The following is a 19,121-nucleotide window of genomic DNA, read 5'->3' as shown; positions in this document are numbered from 1 at the left end:
AAAATACAATGTCGACGTGCTGTGTTAATGCAAGCGAATGTTTCGCTAATGTTGATTGATGCCGCTGTTTGATAAAAAGTCAGTATCTCTATCCAGCTTGATAATGAGTAGGGTCGGTGACGCCAGCTTGAGCAAAGCCCTGACGACGTAATGCACAGCTATCACAAACACCGCAAGCGAGACCGTTTGCATCGGCACGATAACAAGAAATCGTCTGTCCATAGTCCACGCCTAATGACAGGCCAAGCTCAATAGTCTGTGCTTTAGACAGCTGTTGCAATGGCGTTTGGATTGATAGGCGGTGGCCGGTAACGCCCGCTTTTGTGGCAAGGTTGGCCATGTGCTCAAATGCTGCTATGTACTCTGGACGACAATCAGGATAGCCAGAGTAGTCAACTGAGCTGACTCCGATGATAATGTGGTTGGCATCGGCCACTTCTGCAACGGCTAGTGCATAAGACAAAAAGATCGTATTGCGCGCAGGCACATAAGTATTCGGAATGGCATCGTTATCGATCTCATCACGCTTCTTGCTAGGGAATTTGTCCGAATCGCCGTCTGGTACAATCATGCTGTGGTCTGTCAATGAAGAGCCACCAAGTTGAGCGATATCAATATCAATGATTCTATGATTGACGCCTGCTGTCTCAGCGATGGTCTTTGCTGCGACAAGCTCACTATTGTGACGCTGACCATAGTTGAAGCTGACCGCTGTCACAGAGGCATAGCGCGCTTTTGCCCAATACAAACAAGTCACCGAATCGAGGCCACCTGATAAAAGTACAACGGCGTTTTGATTTTTATTGAGAGTATCTAATTCAGTATCGGACGCTTGGTTGGCCGAGTCATTCTGTAAAGTAACGTTAGTCATAGTGGTATCTATTATTGGTTTACGAAAACGGCTATTTTAGCAAAAATACGGCTATTACAGAACCACGAAGCGACCAATCGCGCGTCACTAAGGTGACAAAGCCATGCTAAGCAGCATTGCAATAAAAATAAAGTGCGTATTACTGTCATCTTTTCAATCTGTTAGCAATATTTGTTATAATTGCCGCTTTTAAAGCATCGATAACCCTACCTTATTGATCGTGCTTTATCGCAAACCGCTTTATAGTAAAATCATCCTTATAAAGATATTGAGTAACTTATGACCGCAGCAACCTTATTTACGCCAAACATCCCTTCTCACTCTGACGATATATCTAATGAAGCGGACTTTAATCGTTATGTTTTAGAGGCTGATGCTGAAGAGGGCAGCAATGAGGATATCGTTGCTGATCAATCTACTGACTCACAATCACCTACTGAATCTGCGGCTTTTCGTAAGCTACAAAAAAAGCTTCGTCGCCAAGTCTCTTGGGCCATTCGTGATTTTAATATGATCGAAGACGGCGATGTGGTGATGGTCTGTGTCTCGGGCGGTAAAGACAGCTATACCTTGCTGGATATTTTGCTCCTACTAAAACGTATCGCTCCCATTCATTTCGATATCGTCGCGGTCAATCTTGACCAAAAGCAGCCCGGTTACCCTGAAGATATTTTGCCTGCTTATCTTAATGAGCAAGGTATTGCCCATTATATCTTGGAAAAAGACACGTACAGTATTGTCAAAAGTGTGGTGCCAGAAGGCAAGACCTATTGCTCAGCGTGCTCACGTCTGCGCCGCGGCTCGCTATATGGTTTTGCTAAGCAGATTGGTGCGACCAAAATCGCCTTGGGTCATCATCGCGATGACATGCTGGCGACTTTCTTTTTGAATTTATTTCATGGCGGCGCGCTCAAATCAATGCCGCCTAAACTTTTAAGTGATGACAAGCAAAACCTGCTGATTCGTCCATTGGCTTATGTCGAAGAAAAAGACATTATCGAATACGCCAAGTTAAAAGAATTTCCGATTATTCCTTGCAACTTATGTGGCAGTCAGACCAATCTACAGCGTGCCATCATCAATGACATGTTACGTGAATGGGATGACGCTCATCCGCAGCGTTTGGCGTCTATCTTTAAGGCAATGCAAAACGTAGCCCCATCCCAGTTAGCGGATCGTGAGTTGTTTGATTTTGAGACACTCAGTCTTGATCGTGATAACGACGAGCGTTTATTTGAAGGGGACAATATTCAATCAGGGCAGACCGATAGTCTGGCTGAGATTGGTTTGCCGGTATCGCCAAAGACGCAAACGTTCAATCCTAAGTTTGCCAGCGATAAGCCGTATGCAACAGAATCAGACAATGATGTAACAAGTAGAACTACACCGCAGAAAATCCCAACAATTAACCCAGTTATTTAGCGTCTCATGAGTGAATACTGATCGAGTAACCCATAAAAAACCAGCCATTCGTAAAGAAGAGGCTGGTTTTTTTGAATGTAGATATTAGGGCATAGCTTAATAACATTAACTTTTATCAAAGACAGGTAAGGGTTTGAAGCTAACCTCTGAGCGCGGAAGCTTGGCGACATCTTGCATACGCCAATCGTCTTTACCGTCGTTATTCACTTGCAGGTAATATTTGGCTTTTACCGAATCAAGATCCACTTGGGCGCTGTATTTATTGCCCTCAACATGCTTTAGCACGACGTCACGGTCTTTTTTGATATCGGTGGCATGCGAGATTGAAAGATCAAGCGTATCAGGATAAGTAAGTGGCTGACCGTTCAATAGCTTGCCTGACTGCACACTTTGCTCAGGATAATTGAGATAAAATACAACATCGCCATTATCCGCAAATTGCATTTTGCCATGCAAGTCCAAATCATAAGCAAGCTTGTCACGTGATACGTCGTGATAGAGCGTTTTGCCATCCATATACCAGTCGTCACGTACCACGCTGTCGCGGATCTGATAAGAGTAGTAGACAAACCAGATACAAGCGATCACGACCGCAGCTGGCATACCAATCACAAAGATCATAACCATGTAATTCTTGTACCATGGCTGAGTATCTTGATGTTTAAAGTTCGGTGCTGGATTAGACATAAAATACCTATTCATCAGATACTTATTTATCAAAGATCTGCTTATCAGATATCGACAAATGGTATCAACGGACAATTTGACGGCTAAGTGCTGCCAGTTTAATCATAAATCATTCACCCGATAGCCTTTGACTCTCAAAGTCGCTGGCTACCGAATGACATAAAGGAAACTAAATAATCAGTTCAGTGATGAATTACTGTCCTTGAGTCGTAAAGACGTTTTGCTTACTGACCTTATATTTACCGTCTTCACTGGTCACATTTAACGTCACTGGCGTTTGACCAAATTCAATCATATCAGGATCACCATAAATACTGACAGGCATATCGAAGCTTTCGCCTGCTTCTAAGGGTACATCGTTGAAGCGTAACTCTAAACTCAAACCCTCTTGCGGTGCGAGCGTTATTTTATAATTGTGAGGCTCTTGGGTTTTGTTGGTCAGCTTGACGATATAGCTGTTCTCAATCATGCCTTGGGTATTGATAGATGATAATTGGTTACGGTCACGACGTATATCAATCTCTAGCGGCACGCGGTCTGTCAACGCATAGATAACCCCGCCACATAGCACAGCTAACAAAGCCAAATAAGCAAATAGTCGCGGTCGCAGCACACGGCTTGGTTCTTTTTCGACCAGCTGACGTTCGGTTGTATAACGAATCAGCCCGCGTGGATAACCAACTTTATCCATGATTTCGTTGCAAGCATCAATACAGGCCGCACACTGAATACAGGCTACTTGCAAGCCATCACGAATATCGATACCAGTAGGGCAGACCTGCACGCACATCGTACATTCAATACAATCACCCAGATCTTCAGGATGTGTGCCTTTTTTACGCGCGCCGCGTGGCTCACCACGCTCGTAATCATAAGAGACAATCAAGGTGTCTTTGTCAAACATTACGCTCTGAAAACGGCCATAAGGACAAATTTGTACACACATTTGCTCACGCATGTAACCTGCATTGGCATAAGTGGCAAAAGTAAAGATAAACATCGATACCCATACCCACGTTGGCCAATCAGGGATAGGAATCAATCCTATGGTCTGCCAGCTATGATATAGGGAATCTGTGCCTGCGACATAACTGACAAAGGTTGCCGCTGTAATCACTGAAAGCAAAAACCAAATCGCATAGACAACGGTACGTTTGAAGACTTTACTCGCACTCATCGGCGATTTATCAAACTTCATACGCTTATTGCGATCACCGATGACCCACTTTTCAACATATTGGTATAAATGCGTCCAAATAGTCTGTGGGCAGGCATACCCGCACCAAACACGACCAGCATACACGGTCACCATAAATAAGGTAAACGCTGCAATAATGGCAAATGCTGCAATAAAATAAAAATCCTGGGTTAAAAAAGTCATGCCAAAAATATAGTAATGCTGTGAAGGCACATCAAACCATATTGCTTGTCTATCATTATAGCGCAGCCATGGCAAAATTAAAAAAGCGGCCAAAAGGGCATACATCGTGATAACACGAATATTTTGATAAAAACCCGTAACAAACCTTGGATGGACGCGTTGCTTGGTCGCATCAAGATCGACCTGCTGTACGGGGATTTTATTAGATTGTTGTTGTGCTGACATAAACGTGCCTCTTTAAAAAAAGAATCAGTCTGCTGGCATGATGAACAAACACCTCTCGTGTTGAGGTATATGAGTGTACGATGTTATCAATGTCAGTAAATAGTGGATAGAGAACTGAACAAAAGAACTCTAGTCCACCTACTAAATAATCGATTGTAAGTAGCTTATTAGATCGAGCTAGGACGTTATAACGTCGTGACTCGTCAGCTATTTTGAAAATAGCTATTCTAACATTCTCCCTACTAATAATGGGGTAATAATCATGAAAAGCAATTAATATGTCTCAATGATTTCTAGCGCTTATATGCGTTTTTGATAGCAACCGTTGAGTACAAATCTGTAAAAAAATATGAAAAAGGGAGAACTGCAATGACAGTTCTCCCTTTATTAAATCTCGTCCATATAAAATACAGTAACAGCGTTTTAGTTGGCAGTTGCTTCTTCAGTCGCAGCAGGCTGATTAGCTGTAGCAGCCATTGCTACTTCAGGCGATTTACCTGTCTTATCTGACAATGAGTAGATATAAGCAGCAAGCAGCATAATACGCTCATTACCTAGCTTCGTTTCCCACTGAGGCATTACGCCTGCACGGCCATAACGTAGCGTGTTACGTACAGTTTCACGCTCACCACCATACAACCAGATATTATCAGTCAAGTTTGGTGCACCCGCTGAAATCATACCTTTGGCATCTGGTCCATGACACAACACACATTGCTGCTTGAAGATAGCTTCACCTTGGTTAACCAACGTCTGATCAAGCTTACCATTGCTCTTGCTGCCATGATCGCTAGATAGTGACAGCACGTATTCTGATGCTGCACGTACGCCATCTTCACCGATCTGATCACGCCATGCTGGCATACCACCAACACGACCGTTGTGCAACGTAGTCAAGATATTGCTGGCTTCACCACCATATAACCAATCATTATCAGTTAGGTTAGGGTAGCCTGTCGCACCTTTAGCGTTAGAGCCATGGCATACCGCACAGTTCTGTAAGAACAAACGGCTACCAACTTTCAAAGCATTTGGATTTTCAGACAGTTTTTCGACGTAAGGGGCAAGTTCTGCAACTTTTTCGTCGATTTGAGTCTGCAAATCTGCTGGTGGGTTTTCACTACGACGCATGGTTGCTTGTAATTCGTTTAGCGTACCAAGAGTCGAGGTCGCGCCCGCTGCATTCGCTTTGACCAAGATACTTTTTTCAAAGTTATCTGTAAATACTTTATTATTGCTTTCAAGCTCACTGAACAGCTCGTTTTTAGAGGTCCATGGCACATCTTCACCATCGACTTTTACGGTTGCAAGACCATTCCAGTTTCCCGGAAGCATCGCTGGGAAAAATACCCAGTAAACCACACCCCAGACGATTGAGCCAAAAAATATCACCAACCACCATTTAGGGAGTGGTTTGTCGTATTCTCGGATGCCATCGTATTCATGACCAGTGGTACCGTCTTCTTCAACCTCTGGCTTGTATTTTAATACAAACAGCAGAACGCCAAGAATGAACGCCCAACAACCAAAACTGATTAGCGTAATCCAAGAACTCCAAAAAAATGTCATCGTTTATCCTTATTGCGCTGCTCTTCAGACAGAGATCTAATATCCTCGTCATCAAGCGCAAGTTGTGCATCTTCTTCGAAGCGTTTTTTGTTTTTTGGCGAATACGCCCACCATGCAACGCCTACAAAGGCAATAAAGGCAGAAACGGTCGCAATTGTTTGTAATTCACCAATACCCATTAGCGCTGTCCTTCCATTGCGGTACCTAACTGCTGTAGATAGGCAACCAGAGCATCAAGCTCAGTGGCACCAAGTACAGCATCTGGAGCACCTTCGATATCTTCTTCAGTATAAGGCACACCGAAGCGATCACGGAATAGACGCATTTTAGCTTGAATGTTCTCACCATCGACTTCGTTCTCGGCCAACCAAGGGAAGCCAGGCATAACTGATTCAGGCACTAGCGAACGTGGGTTGATTAGATGCTGCTTTTGCCAATCTTCAGAATAACGGCCACCAACACGTGCTAAATCTGGTCCAGTACGTTTCGATCCCCATAAGAACGGGTGATCCCACGTCGACTCAGCGGCACGTGAGTATGGTCCATAACGTTCAACTTCTGCACGTAGTGGGCGAACCATTTGTGTATGACAAACGTGACATCCTTCACGGATATAAATATCACGACCTTCAAACTCAAGCGCAGTCCAAGGCTCCATAGCGGGAAGGGGTTTGTTCAAACCGCCTTCTTCAGGACTATCGTTGTTATAAATCAAAGGCACGATTTCAACTAGCGTTGCAAAACTAATGGCAATAACGATACCAATGACTAACAAGCCTGTATTTTTTTCAATAATTTCATGCGGTGTACCAGCCATGATCGCTCCTTATACGTTAGCTGTCGAAGGTTTTTCGACACTAGGTTCATGATCCGTTGGATCAGCGACATCTACAGGCTTACCTTCTGGCATCTTGAGTGTTTTATAGCAGTTATAAGCCATAACAAACATACCCGATACATATAAGAAGCCACCAAACGCACGACCGATATATGGGAAATGCGAGAATTCAACAGTATCAACGAAGCTATACACCAAAGTACCGTCTGGGTTAGTAGCAAGCCACATCATGCCTTGGCCAATACCTGAGATCCACATAGACACGATATAGAAGATCGTTCCTGCAGTTGCAAGCCAGAAATGCGTGGTGATTAAGCTGATAGAGTACATCTTCGGTTTGTTATAAATACGTGGTAACAGCACATATAGCGAACCAATCGTAATCATACCAACCCAGCCAAGTGCGCCTGAGTGTACGTGACCAACTGTCCAGTCAGTGTTATGCGATAGCGCATTCACTGTTTTGATCGACATCATTGGACCTTCGAACGTCGACATCGCGTAGAACGACAACGCCACAATCATAAAGCGAATGATCGGATCGGTACGTAGCTTATCCCAGCTGCCTGATAGCGTGAGTACACCATTAATCATACCACCCCAAGATGGAGCAAATAGGATGATTGAGAATACCATTGCCAATGACTGCGTCCAATCAGGAAGCGCTGAATAATGTAAATGGTGACCACCAGCCCACATATATGAAGCAATCAATGCCCAAAAGTGAACGATAGACAAGCGATAAGAGTAGATAGGGCGACCAATCTGTACCGGAACGAAGTAATACATCATTCCAAGGAATGCTGCCGTTAAGTAAAAACCTACCGCGTTGTGCCCATACCACCACTGCACCATCGCATCAGTTGCACCGCCAAATAGCGAATAAGATTTGAACGCGCTAACCGGAATGGCCATACTGTTTACGATATGCAGTAGGGCAATCGTAATAATGAAGGCGGCAAAGAACCAGTTAGCCACATAAATGTGTGAGGTTTTGCGTTTGATGAGTGTACCAAAAAATACGATGGCATAAGAGATCCATACCAAAGCAATTAAGATATCAATAGGCCACTCAAGCTCAGCGTACTCTTTAGTTGACGTCAAACCTAGAGGAAGAGTAATAACAGCAGAAACAATTACTGCCTGCCAACCCCAAAAGGTGAACCAAGCCAAATATGGCGCAAATAAGCGCGTTTTACAGGTACGCTGAACGATATAATAAGACGTTGCGAACAAGGCACAACCACCGAACGCAAAAATCACCGCATTGGTATGCAGTGGTCTTAAATGACTAAAGGTCAGCCATGGAATGTCAAAGTTGAGTGCTGGCCATGCTAACTGTGAAGCAATGAACACACCAAGACTCATGCCGACGATGCCCCAAACGACAGCCATGATCGTAAAAAATCTTACGATAGTAATTTCGTACTCACGGTCAACTGGGGCGACTGCTGTGTTTTGTAAACTCATTGGATGATTCCTTTACAGCCCGAATTATCAACAGAATTAACCAACAGTCCGTACTATAGGTATTATAAAAATTTATAGACCTACAATAGCTACGGTACACACTGTTTTTTGACCCTTTTATCACCATAATCTTATTAACTATCAATTTAGGCTTTGACTTTATATCAGTTGATACTGATGGATAAAATGAGGCGCTTCGTGCACCTTGCTTACAGCCAATCGATAGTAGGATTGTTAATAGATCGTCAAGATAAATAAAAAGACGCGCCGTTTTTGAACACCAAACATCTTATGAGGCTAAATATGTATCTTAATTATTACGAAAAAATCTGTACTAATGAAGATAGATACCCATATCTATAGGGCTATAAAAACGCACTGACCATAGATGTATGCTAGCGGCGGCTGACAAAAAACATGTTTATGTAATGTTTGGTTAAAACTCCCGACTCTGTTTAAGGGTATTGTAACGCAATCCTAATTAAATATCATCAGAACTATGCGGCAAAATACAAACTCTTTGGTATAAATGTTAGCGAGCAACTTATTATTGCTGTGCTACTCCTCTATTTTATACACAATTTTGTCACTATTCTAGATGCGTGTTTGCATCAAACTAAGACAAACGTTGCTAAATACAAGCGTGAGCTTCGAAAGGAATTTTGTAACAATTGCATCACTAGCGGCACAAATAGGTTTTACTTCTTATCAACTCGCCCCTTATAATGAGCCTGAACATATTTAATAGCCGCATATTTTTGGTCTATTAATAACAAGCATTTTAATAATTTGCTAGTCAGGTTAATGCGTCAAATAGCAGCGTTAACCCAACAAAACACCCATTAAGGATAATAATATGGCAGTTTTTTTGACAGATGAATGGTTTGAGCAAGTGGAGAAGATGGGTAGTGAAGCAGGTGAGTTAAACCTACCACCAGCGCTTGCTAACATGATTGTTAATCTAAAAGTATCTGATACTGAGAAAGACATCGAAGCCAACTTTGCCAATGGTTTATTACATCGTGGTCTAAATAGTAATGGCACGACGACATTGTTATTAGATCGTAGCATTTTACAGTCTATCATCACTGATTTTGACACCAACCAAATCATGGGTGCTTTCATGAGCGGTAAAATTCGCGTTGAAGGGGATATGTCACAATTGATGGCAGTACAGACTGCTCGTCCAAGCGCCGAGCAAAAAGAGTTGTATAAGCGTATCAAATCAATGACGACTATGGGTTAATCGTTTTTATCGAAGGTTTGTAGAATATAAGCAATAGTAAGTTGTAAAAAAGCCCCTAATTCATATTGAACTGCCCCCCAAAACTTGGACGGTTTAGTTTACCCCAAGGACTGAGTTCTGTATTGCACAGGACTCAGTCCTTTTAGTTTCAATTGAATGCGCTCATTGTTGTAATAGTGAATGTACTCATGGATTTGTTGCTCTAACTGCTCAATGGTTTGAGGTTTTTCAACATAAATGGTCTCGCACTTTAATGTACCGAAGAACCCCTCCATGAGCGCATTATCCAAGCAATTGCCTTTTCTGCTCATGCTTTGCTTAATGCCATTCTGTTTAAGCGTCGTGCTAAACGGTGTCATTTGATAATGCCATCCTTGATCCGAGTGCAGCATTAACCTCTTACCACGGCACGCCTTTGTCTTATTTAAAGCACAATCTAGCATTTGACTCACCAAATCATAAGTTGGCCTTCTTGAGTGCGTATAACTGACAATCTCATTGTTATAACAATCAAGTATGGGCGATAAATATAACTTATTGTCACCTACCTTAAACTCGGTAATATCAGTGAGCCATCGATGATTGGGTTTATCTGCATGAAACCGACGCTTTAAATGATTCTTCGCGATCTTGCCTTGTACCCCTTTATAGGAGTGGTACTTCTTGCGCCTTATTTTGGCAGTTAAGTTTAACTGACACATAAGCCTAGCAATGAGCTTATGATTGTGATGAAAACCTAACTGTTTTAATGCGGCCGTTATTCTACGATAGCCATACCTACCTTTGTGCTGATGATACAGCTTAGCAATACGTGGCCTCAACTCAGCGTATTTGTCGTCACTCTCAAGCTTTGCTCTATGATAATAAAAGACGCTTTTAGGCATACCTGAGACTTTAAGCAAGTCAGATAAACAGCAGTCATCTCTTAGCGCTTCGATGAGCCTTGCTTTCTGTCTGCTTGTTCCTCCGCTTTGAGCAAGGCATCGAGCTTTTTTAGGTAGGCATTCTCTGCACGTAGGTATGCATTCTCGCGCTTTAATTCAGCAAGACTCTTTTCATCATCTGGTTTGTTTGTGATCACGGGCTTGGTCATGGCGCCTCTACCTTTATGTTTGGAAGTGAGTCCAGACATGCCGTGTAGTCGATACGCTTTGTGCCAGTGGCTGATGAGCGCAGGTGAGCTGATGTTAAATGTTAAAGCGACCTCAGACTGGCTTAACCCTTGTTCTAACATGACTGTGAGTACGTTACGTTTAAACTCGCTACTGTATTTAGTTTTACTCGCCTTTGGCTTGATAGCCTCTACACCGTCGCTTTGATATTGCTTAACCCATCTAGAGATTATCTTTTTATCAAGTCCAAACTTCTTTGCTGTAGCGATTCCGGTATGCCCTTGCCGATAGTATGCGATGACTTGCATCTTAAAGTCCAGATCGTAACGCATAAAAATACCCCATAAGTTGTGTCCAACTTATGGGGGGCAGTTCATATTAAAGGTTTTTTATTGTGTAAAAAACTAGGCATAACACGTAATACAGCAGGCTGTTATATTCAATAACTAGCTGGCTTTTGACTGCTGTGCTGCACTTGTCTGATTTTCTTTATATATCGCTGCCTGTAACCAGACATTGGCTTGTACATAGTCATGCACTTTAATACTGGCGGTCTCTGGCGTATTAAGCGCACCAATACGTATGACAAAGGGATCTGCGTCCTGCTCACGCAATGTCACTACATCAAACAGAATGATAGACTTGCCGTTAAATATCGTTTCTTGTTTGCCAAGCACTTGACCTTGACACCAAGCCTCATCCTCTTGCCCCAAAGTATCCCCAAATAAATAAGCACACATGTGACCTAAGTTGATTTCGACCGGCGCCATTTGTTCTTTGGTTTCAGGCTTCCATTCACTGATTTGCTCTTGCAGGTCGTCTGGAATCTTTCCGTCATTGGCCGCGACGATATCGTTAAACGCACGATGATAGCGGATAGATTCTTGGTCTTCTACCATGATGACTTCGTTTTGCTCACTGAGCTTAATCTCGTGCGCCCATGCACTAAAGTTAACGAAATAAGATGTATCGCGCTGATACAAATGACGATTGGTCGTATAGAGTTGATCAAAAGCATAAATAATACTGCCATCAGCAGTACGCAAGCGTAGCACTGCATCATGAGAGTTGTCATTGGCGATGACGCGCTCGATTTTACAGTCAAGCCCATAAGGACTATCAACACAAGGATAAGCATTGATGAATCGCTCAGGTTTACCGTCTTTCATTGCGAGTACTTGATTGATATGGCATGGCTTGTCTTCTGATAACAACAAACAGCTGTCTTTTGCACTGACGTTGTTGTTCAGGCCTTTAGGCATTGCCGCCACTTCGATCATTTTTTGTAGCCACTCTGGCACATCATTGCTCATATCATCGGTCAAAATACGCCAATGATCGCCATGACCTGCAGACTGCTCGTCGGTCAGTGTGATCTTGGTAGGAGTTTGAATGTTTTTATATTGATAATTTATGGTCATGAAAATACTCAAAATTAAGTCAGCGTGGGGTTTGTGTCTAATACTGTGGTACGACGGTTACTTACGTACCATTCAGTATTCCAAATAGCTGGTTTATGATGTCAGCGACATTGCCAGCAAAGAGTGAACAAACCACAATGAGGGTTAATGACAATTGTCTTTAGCATATAATATATAGGTATTGACACATCTAATAGCAAGGCCTCTATAAAAAATAATAACAAAACCCAGTTTTTTGGTAAAAAATACTCTCAGTATCGGCTAATGACTGGCACATATTGGCTAAATTGTGTCAAACTAGCTCCCTTTTGACGGCTGTCCTCGGCTCGTCTGAAACCCTGTTTTTGTGTTCGATTTATATGTGAGTATGGCGAGTGTCAGTTTATGATGCATTTGCCACTGCTCGTTTTGTAGCCTATATAAAGTCGCACGTAGATAAGATAAAGAGTTTGAATATGTTTCGTCCTTTAGCGTTATTTATCGGCTTACGATACACCCGAGCAGAGCGCAGTAATGGCTTTATCTCCTTTATATCCCTTATTTCAATGATTGGTCTGACGCTTGGGGTTGCCGTATTGATTACGGTGCTATCGGTCATGAATGGTTTTGATCGAGAATTAAAAACCCGTATTTTGGGCATGGTGCCGCAAGCCACCGTAGTCTCAACGGAGATTATTGGTGATTGGGAGCAGCTCGCTGATAAGATTAAAGAAGATCCAGAAGTATCAGCTGTCGCACCCTTTATTCAATTGCAAGGGATGCTGACATCAAACGGTCAGGTCGCCGGGATTATGGTGACTGGCGTCGAGCCTGAATACGAAAAAAACGTCTCTATCATCAATGATCATATGGTCGAGGGCAGTATTGATACCTTGCAAAGTGGTGACTTTAGTATTGTATTGGGCGAGGAGATGGTACAGTCTTTGGGCTTGCAGATAGGGGACAAAGTGACTCTAGTGCTACCAGAAGCATCGCCATCGCCAGCCGGTGTGATACCACGATTTAAGCGCTTTACTTTGACAGGTATTTTTACCATCAGCCCAGAGGTAGACAGTCTGATGGCGTTCATCCCGATGGGTGATGCAGCAAAACTGCTGCGCCTGCCAGAAGGGGCGCAAGGCGTGCGTATGAAGCTCAATGATATCTTTACTGCGCCGATCGCGTCACAAAAAGCGGCAGCCATCGCACCTGAACAATTATATCCTAATGATTGGACTCAAACTCATGGCAATCTGTTTGGTGCGATTCAAATGGAAAAAGCCATGGTTGGTTTGCTACTATTTTTGATTATCTTAGTTGCCGCTTTCAACATTGTCTCAAGTCTCGTGATGCTCGTCACTGACAAAAAAGCAGATATTGCCATTCTAAAAACCTTTGGTGCGTCTCCTCGTTTGATTACCCAAGTCTTTATGGTGCAAGGCGTGGTCATTGGTGTGATCGGTACCGTTGCTGGTACGATATTGGGTGTAATATTCGCACTCACCGTCAGTGATATTTTAGGCTTTATTAATCAAGTCTTTAATCTGAATCTGTTTGATGCTTATTTTGTGAATTATTTGCCGTCAGAGCTGCGTTTGCTCGACGTGGTACTTATAACAGGTGCCTCATTTATATTGAGCTTTTTGGCAACCATTTATCCAGCACGCCGAGCAGCTAAGATTCAGCCTGCCCAGACGCTACGTTATGAGTAATTCAATCGCATAAATATCGACATAAATAAAATAAAGGAAGCGCTATGTCTGCCATTTTAAAGGCGACCAATATCAATAAGATATATGATGAAGGAGCCGTTAGTACGCAAGTATTGACTGGCCTCGATCTGACGGTTCATGCTGGTGAGCGCATTGCTATTGTCGGCACCAGTGGTTCAGGAAAAAGTACCTTGCTACATTTGCTTGGTGGTCTAGACACGCCCACGAGTGGTGAAGTCTGGTTACATGGTCAGTTATTAAATAGCATGAATGAGACCGAACGCGGCGCGATGCGCAATAAGCATTTGGGTTTTATCTATCAGTTTCACCATTTGCTAGCAGAGTTTACCGCAGTCGAAAACGTTGCGATGCCTTTATTGATGCGTCCAGAAGTGTCAACGACTGACGCTCGTAAGCAAGCGATTAAGATTCTCGAAAACGTCGGTCTGGATCATCGGTTGATGCATAGGCCGGGTGAGCTGTCAGGTGGTGAACGTCAGCGTGTAGCAATTGCGCGCGCGCTAGTTACCAAGCCTTCGCTTATCTTGGCGGATGAGCCGACTGGTAACTTGGATTATGACAATGCGCAAAGTGTCTTTGGATTGCTATCAGAGCTACAAAGCACTATGCAAACAGCACTTCTGATGGTGACACATGATCGCAACTTGGCGGCGCTTGCTGATCGTCAATTACTGCTACGTAATGGTCATTGGGAGCAGTATTAACGTCTATATGTGTTGAGATTTTCAGATGAATATAAGTGTCATGAATTGGCATTTATAAGGGTTGTTCTGACGAAATATATTGTTGTATTATCAAGTAAATATTTCATAGCAAAAGATATAGAAAACTGATTAACTAGCCGCTATATCTATTTTATAGGACTCCAAACAATGAACGAAGATGACAATCCAATCGCCGCTTTTGGCAGTGCTGAAGAAGGTGATGAGCCGTTAAAGCCTTATATCGATCCAACCTTGTTTGACACCATCGATAGACAAGAACAAAAGGATCTCATCACACCCGTGTTTGATGCGATTACTTTGGCTGGGGTTGACTATGATTTAAAGGTTCAAGACAGCGCGACAGGTAAGCGTTATACGCTCTGTAAAAACGACGAGGTTATTGAAATCATCTCTATGGATAAAGATTTTACGGATAAGCTTATAGAGGCCATAGAAAGAACCAAAGAAGAGTAGTAGCTACTGCTTAAGACGCTGACGTTGATACTGTTTAATATTAATACCGTTTAATGATGTTAAACGGTATTAATATTTAGGCGATTTGTCATCAGGTTTTTGCTGACGCTTTTGCCAACTCACCACCGTCTTGTAACGCCAAATCGCTTTAAAAGCAAGTCCACAAACGATACTGGTTATAACCGCTAAAATCGTTAACCCTATACAAAATGCTGCAAGTGATACAGTGCCTTTATAAGTAATAAAAGGGTTGGCGCCATCTGATAATGCCCATAAGCTAAAATCAGCAATCATTCTGCCGATGAAGCGCAAACTGATCACTGGTGCATCAATGATTTTTGCACCGATATAATACCCAGCATAAAAGATAGGTAAGCTGGTGACTGGATTGGTAATCCACGTCAGACCGAGAGCCATAGGTACATTGGCTCGGAAAATAAGCGAGCCAATCAAAGCCAGCAACATCTGTCCTGGCAGTGGAAAAAATGCGCTAAGCACGCCAATATAGACCGCTTTATTTAAGCTATGGCGGTTGAAGTGCCATAACCGAGGATCTGCCAAATGCGGGGCGAACAGTTTTAGGGTGCGACTTTCTAGGATTTTTTCCGGTGTAGGAAGCAGGTCTTTTAGACGTTTGTGGGGCACAGTATCGCCTTTAATCGTTAACGACAGTCCGCTCAATTGTATTGATGGGCTGGTATAAAGTAATATTATGGATAAAAAAATACCGATGAGAATACATAGAGTGGTGATGGTAGAAAGCCATCATTTTAATATGCCTCATCAGTATAGGGTAATATAAATATAAATGCTATTGCCTCACAGATATGATGCTTCAGTCGCTTCTAAAATGTTGATAAAAATGGCTGCTCTGATGCTTGATTGTCATCAATAACTGGCGTTAGCTGCATTATAATATTTCGCTCATCAAGCAAGGAGTGCTGGTGTATTGGTTAGTTGGTAGCCTAGTAATTATTGCTATGATGGGCGTTTTGGCAGTTGCAGATAATGTGGCGATGCCGATCGACATGCCTTTATTGGATATGGTCAGCACCTCCGGTTTGCTTTGGTTGCTTGTCGTATTTGCTATTATCCTGCTTAGTGCTACTCAACTTAACACCCCTTCAGTAAATACTCAAAGCACCAATAAAACGCGCTCTGTCAGCTCACCTAATGATGTTAAGTTGTCACTTTTTAGCAGATACTTCCTATTTGGTCTATTAGCCATTGCGTTGGTCATGGGTAGTGCGCTACAAGCGCTAGTTGCACATCAGCAAGCCGAAACGACCAAAATCACTGACTCTATACGTGTACAAGCGCTCGTTCGTATCGAAGGGATAAGTGACAGCGTATATGATGCCAGTACAGATAGCGGCTATCGACAAGTAGCAGTGGTCACACATTTAATGCCATTAGTCGCTGAGTTGACTTCCCAAGATTTGGCAAATAGTACAAGTGATTATTCGAGGGAAGAAAATAATAGCCTAAGTAAAAGCTATAATGATAATTTTGAAAAAAATCTCAATAATCATATCGAATACCGAGTATTGCTCAATGCCTATCCAAAAAACACATCAAATGATGATTCGTTCTCAAATTTAAATGATTTGCAGCCAGGTGATGAGCTATTTATGAGCTTGGCACTGGCACCATTGTCTACCTCCAAGCAAGCAGTAAGCAACCCGTCTGGTTTCGATAGTTATCGCTGGTTGCGCGGTCGACATATTGATGGTGTGGCAAATATACTGGCGGTGAGTCCGTTGACTGTCAGCAAGAGCAGTAACGATGAAGCTTTACAACAAGCATCGATGTTTGACTCTTATTTCCAGCGACTCCGTACTCGTATTGATATAGGACGTTGGCAGTTAAGGGATCATTTTTATAGAGATTGGCCAGCTCAAACCACAGCAGAGCAGCAGGCAAGAGCTGTCACTTTGAGCTTGCTCACAGGTGACCGTGGCTTGATCAATCGCGACACCAAGGATTTGTATCAACTGGCGGGTATCTCGCATTTGCTTGCAATATCAGGGACACATGTACTGTTTTTAGCCATTGTATTGGGCGGCGCCGTTGTGTTGCTATTCAATCGACTGTGCCCAGTGGTTTATCGTTATATGCCACGCTGGCAAGTGCGTTGGTGGGTAATGATTGGTGCTGCTTTTATCTATGCACTATTTACAGGTTTTGATGTGCCCGCTGCACGTACGGCTTGGATGCTACTGGCTATCGGCTTGGTGAGATTGACATTGCTACCGATTGGTACCATGCGCGTGTTATTAGCATTAGCTGTCTTGATGGCATGGCAAAATCCGTATGTGTTGTGGCAGGCAGGGTATTGGCTATCTTTTATTGCAGTAGCGCTACTACTCAAGTATGAAGACACATCATATCAGCGCAATACAGCCGCTGCGCCGCTACCATACAGTGATAATGATAATAATGGGCGTGCTTATATAAGTCATGTATTATTCCAGCGTGCATTGCAAATTGCTTGGCGTATATTCAAGCTACAATTCTGGCTATTTTTGACTTTACTACCTATTACGTTGCTCTTATTCGGTAAGGCGTCGCTATGGGGGCTTGTTGTCAATTTGTTTGCCATTGGGCTGTTTGGGTGGGTGATTGTACCGCTCAATCTATTAGCAGGGCTTTTTTACCTGTTATCACCCACGATAGCCGATAGCATTTGGTCTTTGGTCAGTGCCATCGTCGGCAATCTACATGAGTTGATTGGTTGGCTGACATCATTGCCAGCACTAACAGATGCATGGCTTTATACACCAGTGAATATGGCGATATTGCTCATGGTGTTGTTAAGTATAGTACCTTGGCTTTTACCAAGAGGGCTGCTTAGTCGCTGGTTGGCACTGCCTCCTCTGACGCTGTTAATGATGATGGTGTATGCCAATCAGCAATCAATCATAACAATGCCAACGTTATATATATTGCCAACGGGTGATCCATATATCAGTGCAGCCTTGCTACAATTCCCTTTAAATGATCAAAGCGTTAGTAAAAATAAGGATGGGTCGCCATTTTCGAAAGACAGTACCAGCTGACTGTTTTTGTCTGATCACAGACCAACCGCAACACGGACCATGCCAAGTAGTCTCACAGCGGATAAACTATCTGCGTCTTTAGAGCAGCAACTGGGTAGTTTGTCAGTCGATAAGCTAGAAGGCATCATAGTGCAGAGCAGTAGCACCGTACTGACTGACACATTGAATGTTAGTGAGCAAAATACAGCCGTTAGCACCAAAAATTCTGAATTATTACCGCTGACAGTTGTGCAGGTAAATCAGCAGCTGCCTGTCAGTCAATATTGGCAAGCTGGGCGCTCCGAGCGTTGGTCTGTATTTCAGCAAGCATCTAAAATAGCATCTCAGTCTAAAGGTAAGACGAATATCAGTGCCCAAGGTTGCGAGCAAGGCAAAAAATGGCAGGTAGCTAGTGGTGATTTATCGATCCAAGCAATGACAGGCTGGAGCGAGATAGGTGATACCAGCGTGTGGGACTGTACAATTGCGATTGATAGCAGCGTACCTATACAAGTTCTAAGATACAACGCAGCCGATCCGCTAAAGTCATTATCTGTAAACTCTCAAACGAAAATAGCAGATAACCAGTTAGATACGGATCACAAAAACTTGTCTCAATCACGGCTTGTTTTGGACACTGATACGCATCCAAGCGTTTGGCAGATGTGGTCATTATTATGTTCAGCTGATTCGAATAACGACAGTATGAGGTTTAAAAATATCACATGGCTTGGCCATAGTGCATCACAGCTGACAACTGACGTCATAAGTCGTCAAAGCATCAATGATATTATCACCTACGATGACAAACCTTTAGAAGCGTCTTTATCGCTGGATATAATCGACAACGGTGTTGACGCAGAAGTGACGAGTCCTTAAAAATATAGCTTATATTCTCAGTGTTACAATATGGTGATATTTCACAGTTATACTATTGAACCATTATCGAAA

18 protein-coding genes are annotated in these 19,121 nt (G+C 42.9%); 7 read left to right on the top strand and 11 right to left on the bottom strand.

The window, feature by feature from the left end:
* Nucleotides 1-88: 88 nt before the first annotated feature.
* Nucleotides 89-871 (bottom strand): 7-cyano-7-deazaguanine synthase QueC, encoded by a 783-nt coding sequence (queC, locus tag JMX83_RS01140; protein WP_201598331.1) that lies wholly within the window; start codon nt 869-871, stop codon nt 89-91.
* A 279-nt stretch (nt 872-1,150) separates the two neighbouring features.
* On the opposite strand from queC, the gene ttcA reads away from it, so the two are divergent.
* On the top strand, nt 1,151-2,293 hold the full coding sequence (ttcA, locus tag JMX83_RS01135) for a tRNA 2-thiocytidine(32) synthetase TtcA (RefSeq protein ID WP_201598326.1): 1,143 nt from the start codon (nt 1,151-1,153) through the stop codon (nt 2,291-2,293).
* Between the two features lie 105 nt (nt 2,294-2,398).
* Here the strand turns inward: ttcA and JMX83_RS01130 are convergent, their stop codons facing one another.
* From JMX83_RS01130 to ccoN, 6 genes are all read right to left on the bottom strand, one after another.
* Nucleotides 2,399-2,980, bottom strand: coding sequence for a FixH family protein (locus JMX83_RS01130; protein ID WP_201598323.1), 582 nt, complete (start codon nt 2,978-2,980; stop codon nt 2,399-2,401).
* A 193-nt stretch (nt 2,981-3,173) separates the two neighbouring features.
* Nucleotides 3,174-4,586: a cytochrome c oxidase accessory protein CcoG gene (gene ccoG, locus JMX83_RS01125; RefSeq protein ID WP_201598320.1), complete on the bottom strand. Its 1,413-nt coding sequence runs from the start codon at nt 4,584-4,586 to the stop codon at nt 3,174-3,176.
* A gap of 423 nt (nt 4,587-5,009) precedes the next feature.
* Nucleotides 5,010-6,155, bottom strand: a complete 1,146-nt coding sequence (gene ccoP / locus JMX83_RS01120; protein ID WP_201598317.1) for a cytochrome-c oxidase, cbb3-type subunit III — start codon at nt 6,153-6,155, stop codon at nt 5,010-5,012.
* Nucleotides 6,152-6,334 (bottom strand): cbb3-type cytochrome oxidase subunit 3, encoded by a 183-nt coding sequence (locus JMX83_RS01115; RefSeq protein ID WP_201598314.1) that lies wholly within the window; start codon nt 6,332-6,334, stop codon nt 6,152-6,154. Before JMX83_RS01115 ends, ccoP begins: the two co-directional genes overlap by 4 nt.
* On the bottom strand, nt 6,334-6,972 hold the full coding sequence (gene ccoO / locus JMX83_RS01110) for a cytochrome-c oxidase, cbb3-type subunit II (RefSeq protein ID WP_071001898.1): 639 nt from the start codon (nt 6,970-6,972) through the stop codon (nt 6,334-6,336). Before ccoO ends, JMX83_RS01115 begins: the two co-directional genes overlap by 1 nt.
* Nucleotides 6,973-6,981: 9 nt before the next feature.
* The gene (ccoN, locus tag JMX83_RS01105) at nt 6,982-8,463 is read right to left on the bottom strand and encodes a cytochrome-c oxidase, cbb3-type subunit I (protein WP_201598312.1); all 1,482 of its coding nucleotides are present in this window, start codon (nt 8,461-8,463) and stop codon (nt 6,982-6,984) included.
* 856 nt (nt 8,464-9,319) lie between these two features.
* Between ccoN and JMX83_RS01100 the strand changes: the two genes are divergently transcribed.
* Complete coding sequence (locus JMX83_RS01100) at nt 9,320-9,709, top strand: SCP-2 sterol transfer family protein (protein WP_201598308.1); 390 nt, start codon at nt 9,320-9,322, stop codon at nt 9,707-9,709.
* A gap of 98 nt (nt 9,710-9,807) precedes the next feature.
* Here the strand turns inward: JMX83_RS01100 and JMX83_RS01095 are convergent, their stop codons facing one another.
* The 3 genes from JMX83_RS01095 to JMX83_RS01085 all read right to left on the bottom strand — a co-directional run bounded on the left by JMX83_RS01095 (nt 9,808) and on the right by JMX83_RS01085 (nt 12,242).
* Nucleotides 9,808-10,647 (bottom strand): IS3 family transposase, encoded by an 840-nt coding sequence (locus tag JMX83_RS01095; RefSeq protein ID WP_265089469.1) that lies wholly within the window; start codon nt 10,645-10,647, stop codon nt 9,808-9,810.
* Nucleotides 10,635-11,153, bottom strand: a complete 519-nt coding sequence (locus JMX83_RS01090) for a helix-turn-helix domain-containing protein (protein ID WP_201598305.1) — start codon at nt 11,151-11,153, stop codon at nt 10,635-10,637. Before JMX83_RS01090 ends, JMX83_RS01095 begins: the two co-directional genes overlap by 13 nt.
* A gap of 114 nt (nt 11,154-11,267) precedes the next feature.
* Entirely contained in the window at nt 11,268-12,242 is a 975-nt protein-coding gene (locus tag JMX83_RS01085) for a hypothetical protein (RefSeq protein WP_201598303.1), read from the bottom strand.
* Between the two features lie 455 nt (nt 12,243-12,697).
* Here JMX83_RS01085 and JMX83_RS01080 point away from each other — a divergent pair, with 455 nt between their 5' ends.
* The 3 genes from JMX83_RS01080 to JMX83_RS01070 all read left to right on the top strand — a co-directional run bounded on the left by JMX83_RS01080 (nt 12,698) and on the right by JMX83_RS01070 (nt 15,132).
* A complete protein-coding gene (locus JMX83_RS01080; RefSeq protein ID WP_201598301.1) occupies nt 12,698-13,933 on the top strand; it encodes a lipoprotein-releasing ABC transporter permease subunit in 1,236 nt (411 codons plus the stop codon).
* Nucleotides 13,934-13,977: 44 nt separating this feature from the next.
* Nucleotides 13,978-14,658 (top strand): lipoprotein-releasing ABC transporter ATP-binding protein LolD, encoded by a 681-nt coding sequence (gene lolD / locus JMX83_RS01075; protein WP_201598289.1) that lies wholly within the window; start codon nt 13,978-13,980, stop codon nt 14,656-14,658.
* Between the two features lie 168 nt (nt 14,659-14,826).
* Complete coding sequence (locus JMX83_RS01070; protein ID WP_201598286.1) at nt 14,827-15,132, top strand: hypothetical protein; 306 nt, start codon at nt 14,827-14,829, stop codon at nt 15,130-15,132.
* 69 nt (nt 15,133-15,201) lie between these two features.
* On the opposite strand, the gene JMX83_RS01065 is transcribed toward JMX83_RS01070, so the two are convergent.
* Nucleotides 15,202-15,777, bottom strand: coding sequence for a DUF2062 domain-containing protein (locus JMX83_RS01065; protein WP_227675659.1), 576 nt, complete (start codon nt 15,775-15,777; stop codon nt 15,202-15,204).
* 299 nt (nt 15,778-16,076) lie between these two features.
* Here JMX83_RS01065 and JMX83_RS01060 point away from each other — a divergent pair, with 299 nt between their 5' ends.
* Entirely contained in the window at nt 16,077-18,191 is a 2,115-nt protein-coding gene (locus JMX83_RS01060; RefSeq protein ID WP_227675658.1) for a ComEC/Rec2 family competence protein, read from the top strand.
* A 6-nt stretch (nt 18,192-18,197) separates the two neighbouring features.
* Nucleotides 18,198-19,049 (top strand): hypothetical protein, encoded by an 852-nt coding sequence (locus JMX83_RS15140; protein WP_227675657.1) that lies wholly within the window; start codon nt 18,198-18,200, stop codon nt 19,047-19,049.
* Nucleotides 19,050-19,121 lie beyond the last annotated feature (72 nt).

This window comes from Psychrobacter piscatorii, assembly GCF_904846415.1.
Lineage (GTDB): Bacteria > Pseudomonadota > Gammaproteobacteria > Pseudomonadales > Moraxellaceae > Psychrobacter > Psychrobacter piscatorii.
Note: the sequence above shows the minus strand (reverse complement) of the source record. Positions and strands in the feature narration are given on the sequence as shown.